The following is a 13,854-nucleotide window of genomic DNA, read 5'->3' on the forward strand; positions in this document are numbered from 1 at the left end:
GACGGGTCCGGGTACCGGTCCGGGGCAGGGGTGCCCTGCCCGTCCCCCGAGGCGCCGGGCGGGCGTTCGGCGGGTGTCCGGCCGTGTCCGGAGCGCCCCGGGTTGTGCCGCCGGCTCCGCCCCGCTTCCGTCGCCGTCGGCGTCGGGGCCCGCTCCGGCCGTTGACGGCCGGCGCAGCCGCCACAACCACCGCACCCGTCACGTCCGCCTCCGGCCGCCCCCGCCGCGCCCGGGCTCACCGCGTCCCTTACGGTGTGATCATGAACGAGGTCTGGCGGGCGGGCGCACGATTCCGGGGCGGGGACGCGGGCGCCGGCGTCGAAACCCTGCACGCGTTCTCCTTCGGCCGCTTCTACGACCCGGACAATCTGTCCTTCGGCGCGCTGATCGCCTGCAACGAGGAACGGCTGGAGCCCGGCGCGGGCTTCGCCTCCCACCCGCACCGCGACACCGAGATCGTCACCTGGGTCGTCGAGGGCGAGCTGACGCACCGTGACTCGGCCGGGAACACCACGGTGGTGCGCCCCGGCGACGTCCAGCGGCTCGGCGCCGGCAGCGGGGTGCGGCACGAGGAGCGCAACGAGGGCGAACGGCCGCTGGTCTTCGTCCAGATGTGGCTGACCCCGCGCGAGCCCGGCGGCGAACCGGAGTACGAGATCGTGCGCGGCATCGCCGACCGCACACCGCTCGCCGTGGACCGGGCGGAGGCGGACCTGCACATCCGCCGCCCCGACGCCGGGACGCGGATCGTCCTGCCGGACGCGCCGCTGCTCTACGCCCATGTGGTGCGCGGGGCGGTCCGGCTCGCCGCGCCGGGCACCCCCGGCACCGGTGGCCCGGAGACGCTCACCGGCGCGGACGGCGAGCTGCTGGGCCCCGGGGACGCGGCCCGGATCGCGGACTGCCGGGGCCGCTTCCTGGTCGCCGAGGAACCCTCCGAACTGCTCCTCTGGGAACTTCCGTAGCCGGCAGCCCGGGGCCGTCCCGGCTGCTCCGGTGCCCGGGCGGGGTCAGCCCGTCCCTTCGCCCAGTTCGGCCAGGACCGTGTCGGTGAACGGGGGCCAGGCGTCGATCGCCCAGGACCCGAAGTCCCGGTCCGTGAGGACGACGCAGGCGGCGCCGTTGGCACCGGCGTCCGGGTCGGACCAGAGGAAGGTGCCGGTCTGGCCGAAGTGGCCGAAAGTGCGGGGTGAGGAGGAACCCCCCGTCCAGTGCGGGGACTTGCCGCCCCGGATCTCGAAGCCCAGCCCCCAGTCGCAGGGACGCTGGTGGCCGTAGCCGGGCACCACGCCGTTGAGCCCCGGGAAGGCCACCCGGGTCGCGGCGGCAACGGTCTGCGGGTGCAGCAGCCGCGGGGCCTGCACCTCGGCGGCGAACCGGGCCAGGTCGGCGGCGGTGGAGACGCAGTCCTTCGCCGGTGAGCCCGGCAGGTCGGTGGCGGCCATGCCGAGCGGTTCCAGCACCGCCTGCCGCAGATAGTCGGGGAAGGCGATCCCGGTGGCCTTGGCGACGTGGTCGCCCAGCGCCTCGAAGCCCGCGTTGGAGTAGATCCGGCGCTCGCCGGGGGCCGCCATCACCCTCGGCTCGTCGAAGGCCAGGCCGGAGGCGTGCGCCAGCAGATGGCGGACCGTGGAGCCCTCGGGCCCCGCGGGCTCGTCGAGCTCGACGGCGCCCTCCTCGTACGCGACGAGCACGGCGTAGGCGGCCAGCGGCTTGGTGACCGAGGCGAGCCGGAAGCGGTGCTCCTGCGGGCCGTGCGAGCCGGCGAGGCTGCCGTCGGCCCGGACGACCGCGGCCGCGGCGGTGGGAACCGGCCAGTTCTCGATCATCTGCAGACTTTCCATCAGACCTTCTTTCGAGGGGACCGCCGGCTTCAGCCGGTGGGGGATTCGAATCCTGGGGCGGGAGCCGCGCAGCGGCGGAGCACGCTGCGTTGTCAGTGGGGATCGGTAGCGTGAACCCGCCAGTGTCGGCCAGGGAAGGCAGGGGGAGGTGGGGTCGTGTGAAGCGGGCATACCGGTTTCTGCTGCGTCCCACCGTCCGGCAGGAGCGGGCGCTGCTGGAGATGTTGCGGGATCACTGCTCCCTGTACAACGGGGCTCTTCAAGAGCGTCGTGATGCCTACCGGCACAGTTCCCGGACGTCGGTGCGGTATGGGGATCAGTCGGCGCAGTTGAGGGAGATCCGGGCGTTTGATCCGGAGCGTCAGGGCAGGTGGTCCTTCTCCTCCCAGCAGGCGACTCTGCGCCGCCTGGACCGGGCGTTTCAGGCGTTCTTCCGGCGGGTGAAGGCCGGTGGCGCCCCCGGGTACCCGCGGTTCAAGGGGGTCGGGCATTTCGACACGGTGACGTTTCCGAAGGACGGGGACGGCTGCCGGTGGGATTCCACTCCCCACGACGCGCAGACGCGTCTCCGTTTGCAGGGTGTCGGGCATGTCCGCGTCCACCGGCACCGGCCGGTGCGGGGCCGGGTGAAGACGGTCGGCATCAAGCGGGAGGGCCGCCGCTGGTATGTGATCCTGGCCTGTGACGAGGTGCCCGCCGAGCCACTGCCCCCGACCGGCAGCAGGGTGGGCATCGACCTGGGCACGGTCCACTTCCTCACCGATTCCGACGGCCGCCACGTCGCCAACCCCAATCTCCTCGACGAGGTGGCCGGGGAGCTGGCCGCAGCGCAGCGGCACCTGGCGACGTTTCCCAAGTGCACGCGGCGTCGTACGAAGAAGCATCGTGCCGCGGCCCGCAAGGTCGCCAGGCTGCACACGAAGATCCGGCGGCGGCGTCTGGATCACCACCACAAGCAGGCCCTCGCCCTGGTCCGGAAGCATGATGTGATCGGGCATGAGCGGCTGAACACCGCGGGCATGACCCAAGCGCCCGCGCCCAAGCCCGACCCCGACCGCGACGGTGCGTTCCTGGCGAACGGCGCGGCGGCGAAGGCCGGGCTGAACCGCAGCATCCTGGATGCGGGGTGGGGGCAGTTCCTGAGGATCCTGGCGGACAAGGCTGCAAGCGCCGGTCGCCGTGTGATCCCGGTGGACGCCCGTAACACTCCCCCTGGCTTCGCCGGGGGTACCCCCACCCGCACCTGCCCAACCGCGATCGGCGGGTGCGGGCACGTGGCGAAGGAGAACCGCGTCACCCAGGCGAAGTTCGAGTGTGTCAACTGCGGTCTGGTGGCGAACGCCGACCACGTGGGCGCGCTGAACGTCCTGCACAGGGCCGGGCTGGTCCTCTGTGACGGTGCATAGCCACCGACACAGGAAGCCCGCGACTTCAGCTTCAGTCGTGGGTGGAGTCACGGCCGGGAGCCTAACCGGCCGCCGGGCGGCTCATGCGCGCGGTCGGGGCTGCGGGCACCACCGGGTTCTCGGGTGGCGGAACGGGACGGCTTCCGGGACCGGGAACCGGAAGCGACCGGGTCGGACGCGACGCACCGCCCGCGCCGCCGGGCACCGCCGCGCTGCCGGGGCGCTGGAGCCAGGGGCAGGAGGCAGGAGGCAGTGTGCGGCGGCCGGCCGGTGCGAGGGCCGAGCGCGCCCTGGGCACAGGGATCCGTCGCGGGTGCGGGGGCCCGTCGCGGGTACGCGACCCGCCGGGATGGCCGGAAAGGCATCCCCGGCCGCTTGCTTGGAGCGCACTCCAAGCTCCTAACGTGAGCAGCGAGCGTCCGGTGAGCTGCGAATGAGGAAGGCGGTCGGCGATGAGCGTGGTGGAGAGTGCACCCGTACGGCGGGACCTGTGTGCGTCGGCGCTCCCGGAGCATCCGCGCCCGGCCGGGCAGGACGCGTACACCATCAGCGAGGTCTCGGCCTGGACCGGCCTGACCGCCCACACCCTGCGCTGGTACGAGCGCATCGGCCTGATGCCCGACGTGGACCGCTCGCACACCGGCCAGCGCCGCTACACCAACCGTGACCTGGACTGGCTCAGCTTCGTCGGCAAACTGCGGCTGACGGGGATGCCGGTCGCGGACATGGTCCGCTACGCGGGGATGGTCCGCGCGGGCGATCACACCTTCGCCGAGCGCCGGGAGCTGCTGGCCGCCCACCGCGAGGACGTGCGGCGGCGGATCACCGAACTCCGGGACACCCTGGACGTACTCGACTACAAGATCGACCTCTACACGGGAGGACCCGGCACCGCATGAGCCAGGACACGAGTCGGAACCAGGACCGGATCGCCCGCACGTCCCTCGGCACCGGCGGCCCCGAGGTGGGGGTGCAGGGCCTCGGCTGCATGGGCATGAGCTTCGCCTACGGGCCCACCGACGCGGCGGAGGCCCGCGCCACCCTCGAACGCGCCCTCGAACTGGGCGTCACCCTCTACGACACCGCCGACATGTACGGGATGGGGGAGAACGAGCGGTTCATCGCCCCCTTCGTGGCGGCCCACCGGGACGAGATCACCCTCGCCACCAAGTTCGGCATCGTGCTCGACCCGGACGACCCGTCCAAGCGCGGTGTCCGCAACGACCGCCCGTACATCCGGCAGTGCGCCGAGGCCAGCCTGCGCCGGCTCGGCACGGACGTCATCGACCTCTACTACATGCACCGCCGGGACGTGAACGTCCCCATCGAGGAGACCGTCGGCGCCATGGCCGAACTGGTCGGGGAGGGCAAGGTAAGGCAGCTCGGCCTGAGCGAGGTCACGGGCGCCGAACTGCGCGCCGCGCACGCCGAACACCCCATCGCCGCCCTGCAGTCGGAGTGGTCCCTGTTCAGCCGGGACGTGGAACGCACGGCGGTGCCGGCGGCGGCCGAACTCGGGGTGGCCTTCGTCCCGTACTCGCCGCTCGGCCGGGGCTTCCTGACCGGGGCGTTCACCGACGCCGGGAAGGACCTGACGCAGGACGACTTCCGCCGGACGATGCCCCGCTTCACCGGGGAGAACGCCGAGGCCAACACGGCGCTGCTGGAACCGGTGCGGAAGGTGGCCGAGGGCCGCGGCATCACCCTCGGCCAGACCGCCCTGGCCTGGGTGCAGCAGCGGGCGGAGCGGTACCCCGGGCTGAGCGTCGTCCCGATCCCCGGCACCCGGAAGCGGTCCCGGGTGGAGGAGAACACGGCGGCCACCCGCATCCGGCTGACGGACGGGGAACTGGCCCTGCTGGACCCCATCGCGGACCGCGTCGCGGGCGGCCGCTACGCCGACATGGCCTTCACCTCGGCGGGCCGGGAGTAGCCCCCAGCCCTCGCGGGACACGATGCCACGGCGGCCCGGGACGAGTACCCCGGGCCGTCCGGCTCCGGATCACAGCTCCGCGAGCAGCTCCGCCTTCTTCGAACTGAACTCGTCGTCCGTGAGCAGCCCCGCGTCGTGCAGGGCCCCGAGGTGGCGGATGCGGTCGGCAACGTCCGCCGGGTCCGGGCGGGCCTGTGGCGGGGCCTCGGCGGTGAGCACGGACGATGCCGGGGAGCGGCGCCCCGGGCCGCCGGGGCAGTCGGCGGTGGCGGGTTCGGCGGCCTTGAGCGCCTCCAGCACCGAGGCCGCGAACGGCAGCGACTCGTGGACGAGGCCGTAGCCGAGCCCGAAGACCACGGCCGCCGGGTCCTGGTCGGCGCCGCCCGGCGCCGCGCTCTCCGCGCCCCGGCGCAGCAGCCGCAGATGGCCGTCGAAGACCTCGGGGGAGCGCCATTCGACGCCGGCCAGTTCGCTCACCGGGAAGGTCTGGTCCCCGGCCTTCCACTTGGCGGAGGAGGCGCCGGTCCAGAACCAGCGGAAGGTGACGTTCCGGCCGTCGAAGACGGCCTTCCCGTCGTACGCCTTGAAGCTGAGCGGCGGCGGAGGGGCGGCGACCAGATGGCAGGGGGCCGGGGCGGCGGCGTCCGGGCCGAGCGCGGAGCGCATTTCGTCCGCGTAGTACTCGGCGAGCAGTTCGCGCTCGGCGGGCAGCACCAGCCGGTAGGGGTCCGAGCCCTCCTTGAGCTGTCCGCCCGCCGCGTCCATCAGCGGGTCGGCGCCCGGCCGGGGCACGGCCCGCAGCACCACCGTGCCCTTTCTGCCGGGAGCGAGCTCCACGGCCGACAGCGCCTCGTACGGGACGCGCCGCTCGCCGAGCACGTGGAAGAGTCTCGGCGTGCGGATCCCCCGTTCGAAGCGGATGAGCACGGAGTCCGTGTCGAACTCCCAGACGGTGTGAAAACCGGCCAGCACATCACCCATACGGCTCATCGTATGCGGCGGGGGACCGCCCGTCCTCCCTCCGTGCCCTCCGGCGCGCCCCCCGCCCCGGTGGCGTCGCGTGCCGTGCGCGGGGCCCGCGGCGGGGTCTCAGTCCGTCGCGGGCCGAGGAGCGGACCGGGCCACCACCCGGGCGAGGACGAGTGCCACGAGGGTCAGCCCGCCCAGCACCGCCGCCGTGCCGGGGTACCCGCCGAGCGCGAGCCCCACGCCCCCGAGCCCGGCCCCCAGGAAGACGCCGAAGCTCATACCGGCGGCGTTGACGCTCAGCGCCGTGCCCCGCAGGGAGCCGCAGCGGTGGACGAGCAGTGTGGTGACGCAGGCCGCGACCGTCGCGTGTCCCGCGCCGACCAGCGCCGTCAGCGGAAGGGCGGAGAACAGCGACTCCGTGAAGAAGACGCCGGCCAGGGCGGACAGCGCGACCAGCAGTGCCAGCACCATCAGGCGTTCGCTGGAGATCCTGGTCCGGTGTGCGCTGAGCAGCCGGCCGGCGAACAGGTTCCCGAGGAAGAACGACGCACCGCTGAGCGTCCACACGATCGCGAACGTCTCGGGCGCGAGGCCGAAGCGTTCGTCGTAGAAGGCGGCGAGGTAGGCGAGGTACCCCATGAAGGCCGCCGTCCGCAACATGGCGACCAGCAGCAGCGGGATCACACCGGGCAGGGCTCCCAGCAGCCGGAACGACTCCAGGTATCCCGGCTTCTCCACCCCGTCCGCCGACGTGGTGGCCGCACCGTCCGCAGCGTGGCGGTGGCGGCCACGGAGGAGGAAGTACAGGGCCAGCAGGGACGAGATCGCGGCGATGGCCCACAGATCGCCCTGCCAGCCCCACAGCAGGGCCGGCAGGGCGACGAGCGGCGCTGCCAGGAGGGCCGTCAGCGACTGCGTGGCGGTGATCAGGGTCGCCGCGCGGCCCGCGGCGGCATCGTTGTCGAAGCGGTCGGCGGCGGCCGCCGTGAGCGCCGGGTTCAGCACCGCCGTACCGGCGCCGACGAGCAGGCAGAAGGCCGCCAGCATCAGAAAGTCACCGCTCGCGCCCAGCGCGGCGGAGACGGCCAGGACGGCGAGTCCGCCCGCGGCCGCCCATTCCCTGCGCACGCGGTCGATCAGCGGTGCCAGCGCGGTGCCCACGGCCAGGGCCGCGAGCCCGCCGAGGCCCCGCAGCTGGCCGAGTGCGGCGACCCCGCCGTCCGCCGCGTGGGCGATGGGCACGAGGAAGGTGCTGTAGATGGTGAAGGGCACCAGCCCGACGGCCGAGGCGAGCATGAACGGCCAGAGGAGGCGGGTCATGCTCAGATCGCCCGGTACGGCTCCGTGGCCCGGCACGGCCCGTCCCGCGGCCGTTCCCGCGGCCGTGCCGGCGGCTTCGGCGGGAGCCCCGGGGGAGGCCGCGGCGCCCTGGGTCTCGCCGCTCATGCCCGCTCCCCCCCGGTACCGGTACAGCGCGGTGGTGTCGGCGCTGAACTGGGAGAAGGGGAAGGGTTCGGCGGACAGCGCGGTCACGCCGGCACCCAGGAAGGCGCGCGCGACGGCGCTGCCGGTCTGGGCGTACACCACCAGAGGGAGTTCCTGTTCGCGGCAGTGTCCGAGGATCCGGTCGAAGCTGCCGTTGCCGAGGGTCATGCCGGTGGCGACCACGGCGTCCGCCTCGGCGAGCACCTGCTTCATGTCGTCGGTGACCGGGTCGCCCCAGTTGGTGGTGCGCAGATTGAAGTCGCAGGGGAGCGGGACACCGCCCTGCTCGCGTATCGCGGCGACGAGCGGGTTGACGACGCCGATGAGGGCGACCTTCGCCCCGGGCGCGATGTCGAGGAGCCCGGCGACGGCCGCGTCCCTGGCCTGCGCACGCTCCTCCGGCGTTCCGGTGGGCAGGGTGACGGTCTCGGCGTTCGCGGCACCGCGGTGCGGCTGTACGCGCCCGAGGTAGGCGTCGAGCGCGGCGACGCGCACCGGCGCCGAGTCGTGCCGGAGGAGGGTGTCGAGCGTGTGCCCGGAGGCGTCGGCGCACACGTCGGGGGTGACCTCGCCCGTTTCGAAGGCGCAGGCGCCGAAGGCGTCGCCGGACCTCATCAGCAGGTAGTTGTTGCGGTAGGTGACCTGGCTGCCGGCGAGCCGGGTGGTGTGGTGGAGCCAGAAGGCGCTGGTGACGGCCAGTTCCCGCGGAGGCGGGCCGTGGGCGCCGTCGAGGACGGCCTGCTGGAGCCCGGATACGGAGGACGGCTGTGAGGGAGGCATATCGGTTCCTTCTCGGGGGCGTTGACGAAAGGGAGGGAAGTCGGGCAAGGCCGGCGGGCCGCTCCGCCCGGTGGGGGAGCGCTCCGGGAGACCGGGGCGCCCGGCGGGCCGGAAGCACAGCAGGAGGGAACGCCGGTCCCGGGCCGTCCGGTTGGGGCCATGGGGCCGGAACGGTGCACGATGAGTACGGTGCACGATGAGTCCGGGAAACATCAGGACGGAGCCGGCCGGTGCCTCGACGGTCACCGCGCAGCTCACATCGGTGCGCGTGGCGTCCACCGCAGGCCGGTGGGCTCGACGCCGGCGCCCGTCGCGGTACTAGGCCCTCTCGGGCACCAGAACCGGACCGCCGTGCGGCAGCGCGCTGCCGGCCGGTGGCCAGTCCATCGCCGACCACGGGTGTTTCAGCTCGTGCTGCGCCGTGACCTCATGGGGCCGCATCGATCCGAGGCCCGCGGCGTCGGGGTGGTGGGCGTAGGCGCTGTCCACATACCGGTGCCCGGTGTCGGCGGCGAGGAAGACGTACGTCCTGTCGGTATGGCGCTCCCGCTCCCACAGCGTGGCGAGATACGCGGCTCCCGCCGACAGGCCGGCGAAGATGCCGCTGGCACGCAGGAGTCCGACGGCACCGGACATGGCGTAGTCGAAGTTGACCCAGTGGACGCGGTCGTACAGCTCGTGCCGGACGTTCCGGAACGGGATGGAGCTGCCGATACCGGCGATGATCATGTCCGGGTCGGAGACGTGCCCGGCGCCGAAGGTGACGCTGCCGAACGGCTGCACCCCGATGAGCCGCACGTCCCGGTCCGCCTCGCGCAGGTAGCCGGCGATGGCACCGGTGGACGCCCCGGTGCCCACGCCCCCGACGAGCGACAGCGGGCGCTCCGGGACCTCCTTGCGGATGAGGTCGGCGACGTCGCGGTAACCCAGGTAATGGATGGCATCGTGGTACTGCCGCATCCAGTGGTAGTGCGGGTTCTCGCGCAGCAGTTCCCCGATCCGCTCGACGCGCAGGTTCTGGTCCAGGCGCAGGTTCCGGGAGGGGCGGACCTGTTCCAGGGTGGCGCCGAGGATCTCCAGCTGGACACGGAGGGTTCGGTCGACCGTCGTCGAGCCGACGATGTGGCAGTTGAGGCCGTAGCGGTGGCAGGCCAGGGCGAGCGCGTGGGCGTAGATGCCGCTGGAGCTGTCGACAAGGGTGTCACCGGGCTGGACCTGTCCGCTCTCCAGCAGGTGGCGTACGGCGCCGAGAGCCGAGTACAGCTTCATCGTCTCGAAGCGCAGGCAGACCGCGCCCGGCGGCACGGTCACGACGTCCGGTTCCTTGACGGCCTCGGCTATGTGCTCATGCATGTCTTGTCCTCCGGGTCAGGCGGCGTCGTGGCGGATGAGCTTGAACAGGTACGCCTGGCAGTCGTCGCCCTCCCACGTCTGGCGGTGCAGGATCTCGGGCCGGAAGCCGGCGTCCGTCCCGTGGCCGACGATCCGCTTGAGCTCGGCGGTGTTGGACACGATCAGGTGGATCTCGCCCCCGGGCGCGAGCAGGTCGCGCGTGACGATCTGGTCGAAGAAGCGCGTGACGATCCCGGCGCCCACGCAGACGTTGCGGACCACGGTCGGGTCGTCGCTGGTCCGCGCGGCGACGGCGGGCGGGTTGAACGTGATGACGTCCAGCCGGGCGGAGTCGGGGAACTCCTCGAAGAGGTTGGACACCAGGGGCCGGAAGACGGTGTCCGGCCGGTCCCCGACGATGCGCCGGTAGTGCCCGGCGGCCGTCGCCACACTGTCCGGGTGGATGTCGGCCGCGTAGATCTCCCGGGCCCCGAGCGTGCCCGCGATGACGGCCTCGACACCGAGGCCGGCGCCCATGGCCGCGTACGACCTGCCTTTGACGGGGATCGTGCCGTCCAGCAGCCGGGCGTGCACGATGCGGCTGGTGTCGCCCGGCTTGAAGACTCCCGGCGGCAGCGTGAACGTCCAGCCGTTGTACTCGTACGTCCGGATGGTGTGGATGCCGGAGTCCGAGCTGTTGATCGCGAGGATCTCGTCCCGGGGCAGCGTGTCGGGCAGCGACTCCAGCAGGGCTCGGGCATCGTCCCGGGACGCCGCGGCACCGGCTGCGGTCCGGTCGGTCATGGGTCCTCCGTGGTCGGGATGCGGGGCGGAAGGATCGGCACATGCCCCCAAAAGAAGATCACTGGGAGTGGTCCCCGCGCCGCGGCCGCCGGGCGAGGCGGAGGGCGCGGGGCCCGAGCAGCATCCATCAAATTGAAAACGATTGTCAACATCATCTGATGGTCATTCAATCCATGACCGGTCGGCGCACCCTGTGGTAACTTGCGCAGGCCAGTCACACTCCGTACGCGTGTACGTGAGTCAGGGAATCCGGTGCGAATCCGGAACTGACGCGCAGCGGTGAGGGTGACGGGCGTGGCAGCAAAGCCACTGGGCCGGATTCTCCGGCCCGGGAAGGCGCCCCGCCCGGACGACCCCGAGTCCGAAGACCTAGCTGGCATGTTTCGTACGGACGGGCCTCGCGCATGGGCCCTCGACGCTGAGGACATCGCCTTGCCCGGCACGCGCCCCGCACTTTTCCTCGCCCAGTTCGCCTGCGGCGTCATCCTGTTGACCGGCTGCGGCGCCTCCGCCGGGCCCCCGTCCCCGTCCTCCGCTCCGGCCCGGGTGCTCGACAACTGCGGCCAGAAGGTGGAGGTCACGGGGGAGGGGCCGCGGCGGGCCGTCTCGCTGAACCAGGGAACCACCGAGATCATGCTCTCCCTGGGCCTGGCCGACCGGATGGCCGGCACGGCCACCTGGACCGATCCCGTCATGAAGGGCCTGGAGAACGCCAACGCCGGCGTGGAGCGCCTCGCTGAGAACACCCCGTCCTTCGAGAAGGTCCTGGACGCCGAACCCGACTTCGTCGCCGCCTCGTTCGCCTCCACGCTCGGCAGGGGCGGGGTAGCGACGCGCGAGCAGTTCCATGAGCTGGGCGTGCCCACGTACCTCTCGCCCTCCGACTGCGAGGGCAAGGACAACAGCGGCTCCGGCGACGGGTCCCGCACCGAGCCGCTGTCCATGGACACCGTCTACGGGGAGATACGCGACCTGGCCCTGATCTTCGGGGAGGAGGAGCGCGGCGAGGACCTCGTCGCGCGGCTCAAGTCCCGCGTCACCAGGGCGACAACGGGCCTCGACGCCTCGGACGTCACCCTGCTGTACTGGTTCTCCGACGCGAAGTCCCCCTACATGGCGGGGTGTTGCGGAGCCCCCGGCATCATCACCGGGGAACTCGGCGCCAGGAACGTCTTCGACGACACCGCCGAGGAGTGGCCCCAGATCAACTGGGAGACCGTGGCGGACCGCAACCCCGACGTCCTGGTGATCGGCGACCTCACCCGTAAGGCGCAGACGGGGGAGAGCGCCGCGCAGAAGATCGAGTTCCTGGAGTCGAACCCGGTCACCAGGAACATGGACGCCGTCAAGCACCAGCGGTACGTCCTGGTCAGTGGCCAGGCCATGAACCCGGCCATCCGCACGGTCGAGGGCATCGAACAGGTCGCCGCCGCACTGCGCCGGTCCGGCCTGGTGAAGTGACGGCAGTGACGGCCGCCCTGCTGCGGACGGCGGCGGGGCTCGCGGCGCTCGCCGCGTCCGTCGTGGTGGCGATCACCATCGGCCCGGCGGACATCGGTGTCGCCGACGTCTGGTCCGTCGTCGTGGCCCGCCTCGGCGGGGACGCCCCCACCCTGACGCCGATCCGGGACGGGATCGTGTGGAACCTCCGGCTGCCCCGCACCCTGCTGGCCGCCGTATGCGGTGCGGGACTCGCCCTGTGCGGGGCCGTGATGCAGTCCCTGCTGCGCAATCCGCTCGCCGACCCCTTCGTCCTCGGCGTCTCCTCCGGAGCCTCGACCGGAGCGGTCGCCGTGGTCGTCCTCGGTGCCGGCGGGGGAGTGCTGTCGGTCTCCGCGGGTGCCTTCGTGGGCGCGGTGTGCTCGTTCGCGGCGATGCTGCTGCTGAGTCACACCCTCGGCGGGACCACCGACCGGGTGGTGCTGTCCGGCGTCGCGGCGATGCAGCTGTTCTCCGCGCTCACCTCCTTCATCGTGGTGACCTCCGCCGACGCGGAGACCACGCGGGGTGTGCTGTTCTGGCTGCTCGGTTCGCTCAGCGGCGCCGGCTGGACCGATGTGTGGCTGTGCCTCGCGGCCCTGGCGCTCGCCCTCGGCGTCTGCCTCGGTCACGCCAGGGCCCTGGACGCCTTCGCCTTCGGGCAGGACGCGGCCGCCACGCTGGGAGTCGGCGTCGCCCGCGTCCGGCTGGTCCTGCTGTGCGTCACCGCGCTGCTCACGGCCGCCCTCGTCAGCTCGGCCGGCGCCATCGGCTTCGTCGGCCTGGTGCTGCCCCACGCGGCCCGGGCCCTCACCGGCCCGGGGCACGGCCGGCTGCTTCCCGTCACCACGCTGGGCGGAGCCGTCTTCCTGGTGTGGATCGACACGCTCGCCCGGACCGTCATCGACCCGCAGGAGGTTCCGGTCGGCGTCGTCACCTCCCTGGTCGGCGTCCCCGCCTTCGTGCTCGTCCTGTACCGCACCCGGAGGACACGGCGATGACCCTCGGCGCCGACCGCGTCTCCCACACCGCCGGCGGAGGGCTGATCCTCGACGGCGTCGGTATCACCCCGCCCGCCGGTGCCATGACGGGCCTCCTCGGGCCCAACGGCTCCGGCAAGTCCACCCTGCTCCGCATCCTCTGCGGCGTGCTGGCACCGGCCTCCGGGGTGGTCACCCTGGACGGCCACCCGCTGGGGAGCCTGCGGCGCAGGGACGTCGCCCGCCGCGTGGCCGTCGTCGAACAGCAGGCGGACACACTCCTGGAGCTCCGCGTCGCCGACGTCGTACGGCTCGGCCGCATCCCCCACCGGCGGGCTTGGACACCCCCGGGACCGCCGGACGAGCGAGCCGTCCGCGACGCCCTGGAGCGGACGGGTCTGACCGGCCGGGCGGACCAGCCCTGGCACACCCTGTCCGGAGGTGAACGCCAACGCGCGCAGATCGCCCGCGCACTCGCCCAGGAGCCGCGCGAACTCCTCCTCGACGAGCCGACGAACCACCTCGACATCCAGCACCAGCACGACCTGCTGCATCTCGTCCGCGGCCTCGCCGTCACCAGCGTCGTCGCCCTGCACGACCTCAACCTCGCCGCGATGTACTGCGACCACGTCGTGATCCTGCGGCAGGGACGGGTCGTCGCCGCGGGCACACCCCGGGACGTACTGACCGAGAAGCTCATCGCCGACGTCTACGGAGTACGGGCTCAGGTCACCGACCCGGACGCCGACGGCCGCCCTCATGTACGGGTGCTCGGCACCCTGGTGCGCCGGTCCTGAGGGCGGCCTGGCGGAAGCGTCTCCCGCCGAGCCTCCACGACGGCT

Annotated in this window: 12 protein-coding genes, 1 pseudogene and 1 riboswitch; of the genes and pseudogenes, 7 read left to right on the top strand and 6 right to left on the bottom strand. The window is 72.7% G+C overall.

All coding sequences use genetic code 11. The features are described 5' to 3' along the window. Nucleotides 1–260 precede the first annotated feature (260 nt). Entirely contained in the window at nt 261–965 is a 705-nt protein-coding gene (locus SXIN_RS22515; protein WP_019709219.1) for a pirin family protein, read from the top strand. 45 nt (nt 966–1,010) lie between these two features. On the opposite strand, the gene SXIN_RS22520 is transcribed toward SXIN_RS22515, so the two are convergent. After that, complete coding sequence (locus SXIN_RS22520; RefSeq protein ID WP_019709220.1) at nt 1,011–1,844, bottom strand: serine hydrolase domain-containing protein; 834 nt, start codon at nt 1,842–1,844, stop codon at nt 1,011–1,013. A 158-nt stretch (nt 1,845–2,002) separates the two neighbouring features. Between SXIN_RS22520 and SXIN_RS22525 the strand changes: the two genes are divergently transcribed. The 3 genes from SXIN_RS22525 (at nt 2,003) to SXIN_RS22535 (ending at nt 5,183) form a co-directional block, all read left to right on the top strand. Further along, the gene (locus tag SXIN_RS22525; RefSeq protein WP_019709221.1) at nt 2,003–3,250 is read left to right on the top strand and encodes an RNA-guided endonuclease InsQ/TnpB family protein; all 1,248 of its coding nucleotides are present in this window, start codon (nt 2,003–2,005) and stop codon (nt 3,248–3,250) included. Nucleotides 3,251–3,702: 452 nt separating this feature from the next. Next, nucleotides 3,703–4,149 carry a MerR family transcriptional regulator gene (locus tag SXIN_RS22530; protein WP_019709222.1) on the top strand — a complete coding sequence of 149 codons (447 nt, stop codon included), beginning with the start codon at nt 3,703–3,705 and terminating at the stop codon, nt 4,147–4,149. Beyond that, nucleotides 4,146–5,183 carry an aldo/keto reductase gene (locus tag SXIN_RS22535; RefSeq protein WP_019709223.1) on the top strand — a complete coding sequence of 346 codons (1,038 nt, stop codon included), beginning with the start codon at nt 4,146–4,148 and terminating at the stop codon, nt 5,181–5,183. The genes SXIN_RS22530 and SXIN_RS22535 overlap by 4 nt, the downstream gene beginning before the upstream one ends. Before the next feature lie 69 nt (nt 5,184–5,252). Here SXIN_RS22535 and SXIN_RS22540 read toward each other — a convergent pair whose 3' ends face one another. The 5 genes and pseudogenes from SXIN_RS22540 to SXIN_RS22560 all read right to left on the bottom strand — a co-directional run bounded on the left by SXIN_RS22540 (nt 5,253) and on the right by SXIN_RS22560 (nt 10,553). Then, the gene (locus SXIN_RS22540) at nt 5,253–6,164 is read right to left on the bottom strand and encodes a DUF4429 domain-containing protein (protein ID WP_019709224.1); all 912 of its coding nucleotides are present in this window, start codon (nt 6,162–6,164) and stop codon (nt 5,253–5,255) included. Nucleotides 6,165–6,272: 108 nt separating this feature from the next. Further along, a complete protein-coding gene (locus tag SXIN_RS22545) occupies nt 6,273–7,598 on the bottom strand; it encodes an MFS transporter (protein ID WP_202859826.1) in 1,326 nt (441 codons plus the stop codon). Continuing rightward, nucleotides 7,599–8,417 (bottom strand): annotated as a pseudogene (locus SXIN_RS22550) (Rossmann-like domain-containing protein); the annotation flags it as partial. A 318-nt stretch (nt 8,418–8,735) separates the two neighbouring features. Then, entirely contained in the window at nt 8,736–9,770 is a 1,035-nt protein-coding gene (locus tag SXIN_RS22555; RefSeq protein WP_019709226.1) for a pyridoxal-phosphate dependent enzyme, read from the bottom strand. A gap of 15 nt (nt 9,771–9,785) precedes the next feature. Continuing rightward, nucleotides 9,786–10,553 (bottom strand): class I SAM-dependent methyltransferase, encoded by a 768-nt coding sequence (locus tag SXIN_RS22560; RefSeq protein WP_019709227.1) that lies wholly within the window; start codon nt 10,551–10,553, stop codon nt 9,786–9,788. Between the two features lie 194 nt (nt 10,554–10,747). Further along, nucleotides 10,748–10,945: riboswitch (cobalamin riboswitch) on the top strand. On the opposite strand from SXIN_RS22560, the gene SXIN_RS22565 reads away from it, so the two are divergent. From SXIN_RS22565 to SXIN_RS22575, 3 genes are all read left to right on the top strand, one after another. Next, complete coding sequence (locus SXIN_RS22565; protein ID WP_095757434.1) at nt 10,932–12,014, top strand: ABC transporter substrate-binding protein; 1,083 nt, start codon at nt 10,932–10,934, stop codon at nt 12,012–12,014. It overlaps the preceding riboswitch by 14 nt. 5 nt (nt 12,015–12,019) lie before the next feature. Next, nucleotides 12,020–13,033 (top strand): FecCD family ABC transporter permease, encoded by a 1,014-nt coding sequence (locus SXIN_RS22570; RefSeq protein ID WP_019709229.1) that lies wholly within the window; start codon nt 12,020–12,022, stop codon nt 13,031–13,033. Then, the gene (locus tag SXIN_RS22575; RefSeq protein WP_019709230.1) at nt 13,030–13,809 is read left to right on the top strand and encodes an ABC transporter ATP-binding protein; all 780 of its coding nucleotides are present in this window, start codon (nt 13,030–13,032) and stop codon (nt 13,807–13,809) included. The genes SXIN_RS22570 and SXIN_RS22575 overlap by 4 nt, the downstream gene beginning before the upstream one ends. Nucleotides 13,810–13,854: the final 45 nt, after the last annotated feature.

The organism is Streptomyces xinghaiensis S187 (assembly GCF_000220705.2).
In the GTDB taxonomy this organism is placed as follows: Bacteria; Actinomycetota; Actinomycetes; order Streptomycetales; family Streptomycetaceae; genus Streptomyces; species Streptomyces xinghaiensis.

Bases quoted from the DNA above. Each gene is read 5' to 3' on its own strand.
- SXIN_RS22515 (WP_019709219.1), top strand. From the start codon at position 261: ATGAACGAGGTCTGGCGGGCGGGCGCACGATTCCGGGGCGGGGACGCG.
- SXIN_RS22520 (WP_019709220.1), bottom strand. From the start codon at position 1,844: ATGGAAAGTCTGCAGATGATCGAGAACTGGCCGGTTCCCACCGCCGCG.
- SXIN_RS22530 (WP_019709222.1), top strand. From the start codon at position 3,703: ATGAGCGTGGTGGAGAGTGCACCCGTACGGCGGGACCTGTGTGCGTCG.
- SXIN_RS22535 (WP_019709223.1), top strand. From the start codon at position 4,146: ATGAGCCAGGACACGAGTCGGAACCAGGACCGGATCGCCCGCACGTCC.
- SXIN_RS22540 (WP_019709224.1), bottom strand. From the start codon at position 6,164: ATGGGTGATGTGCTGGCCGGTTTTCACACCGTCTGGGAGTTCGACACG.
- SXIN_RS22545 (WP_202859826.1), bottom strand. From the start codon at position 7,598: ATGAGCGGCGAGACCCAGGGCGCCGCGGCCTCCCCCGGGGCTCCCGCC.
- SXIN_RS22555 (WP_019709226.1), bottom strand. From the start codon at position 9,770: ATGCATGAGCACATAGCCGAGGCCGTCAAGGAACCGGACGTCGTGACC.
- SXIN_RS22560 (WP_019709227.1), bottom strand. From the start codon at position 10,553: ATGACCGACCGGACCGCAGCCGGTGCCGCGGCGTCCCGGGACGATGCC.
- SXIN_RS22565 (WP_095757434.1), top strand. From the start codon at position 10,932: ATGTTTCGTACGGACGGGCCTCGCGCATGGGCCCTCGACGCTGAGGAC.
- SXIN_RS22575 (WP_019709230.1), top strand. From the start codon at position 13,030: ATGACCCTCGGCGCCGACCGCGTCTCCCACACCGCCGGCGGAGGGCTG.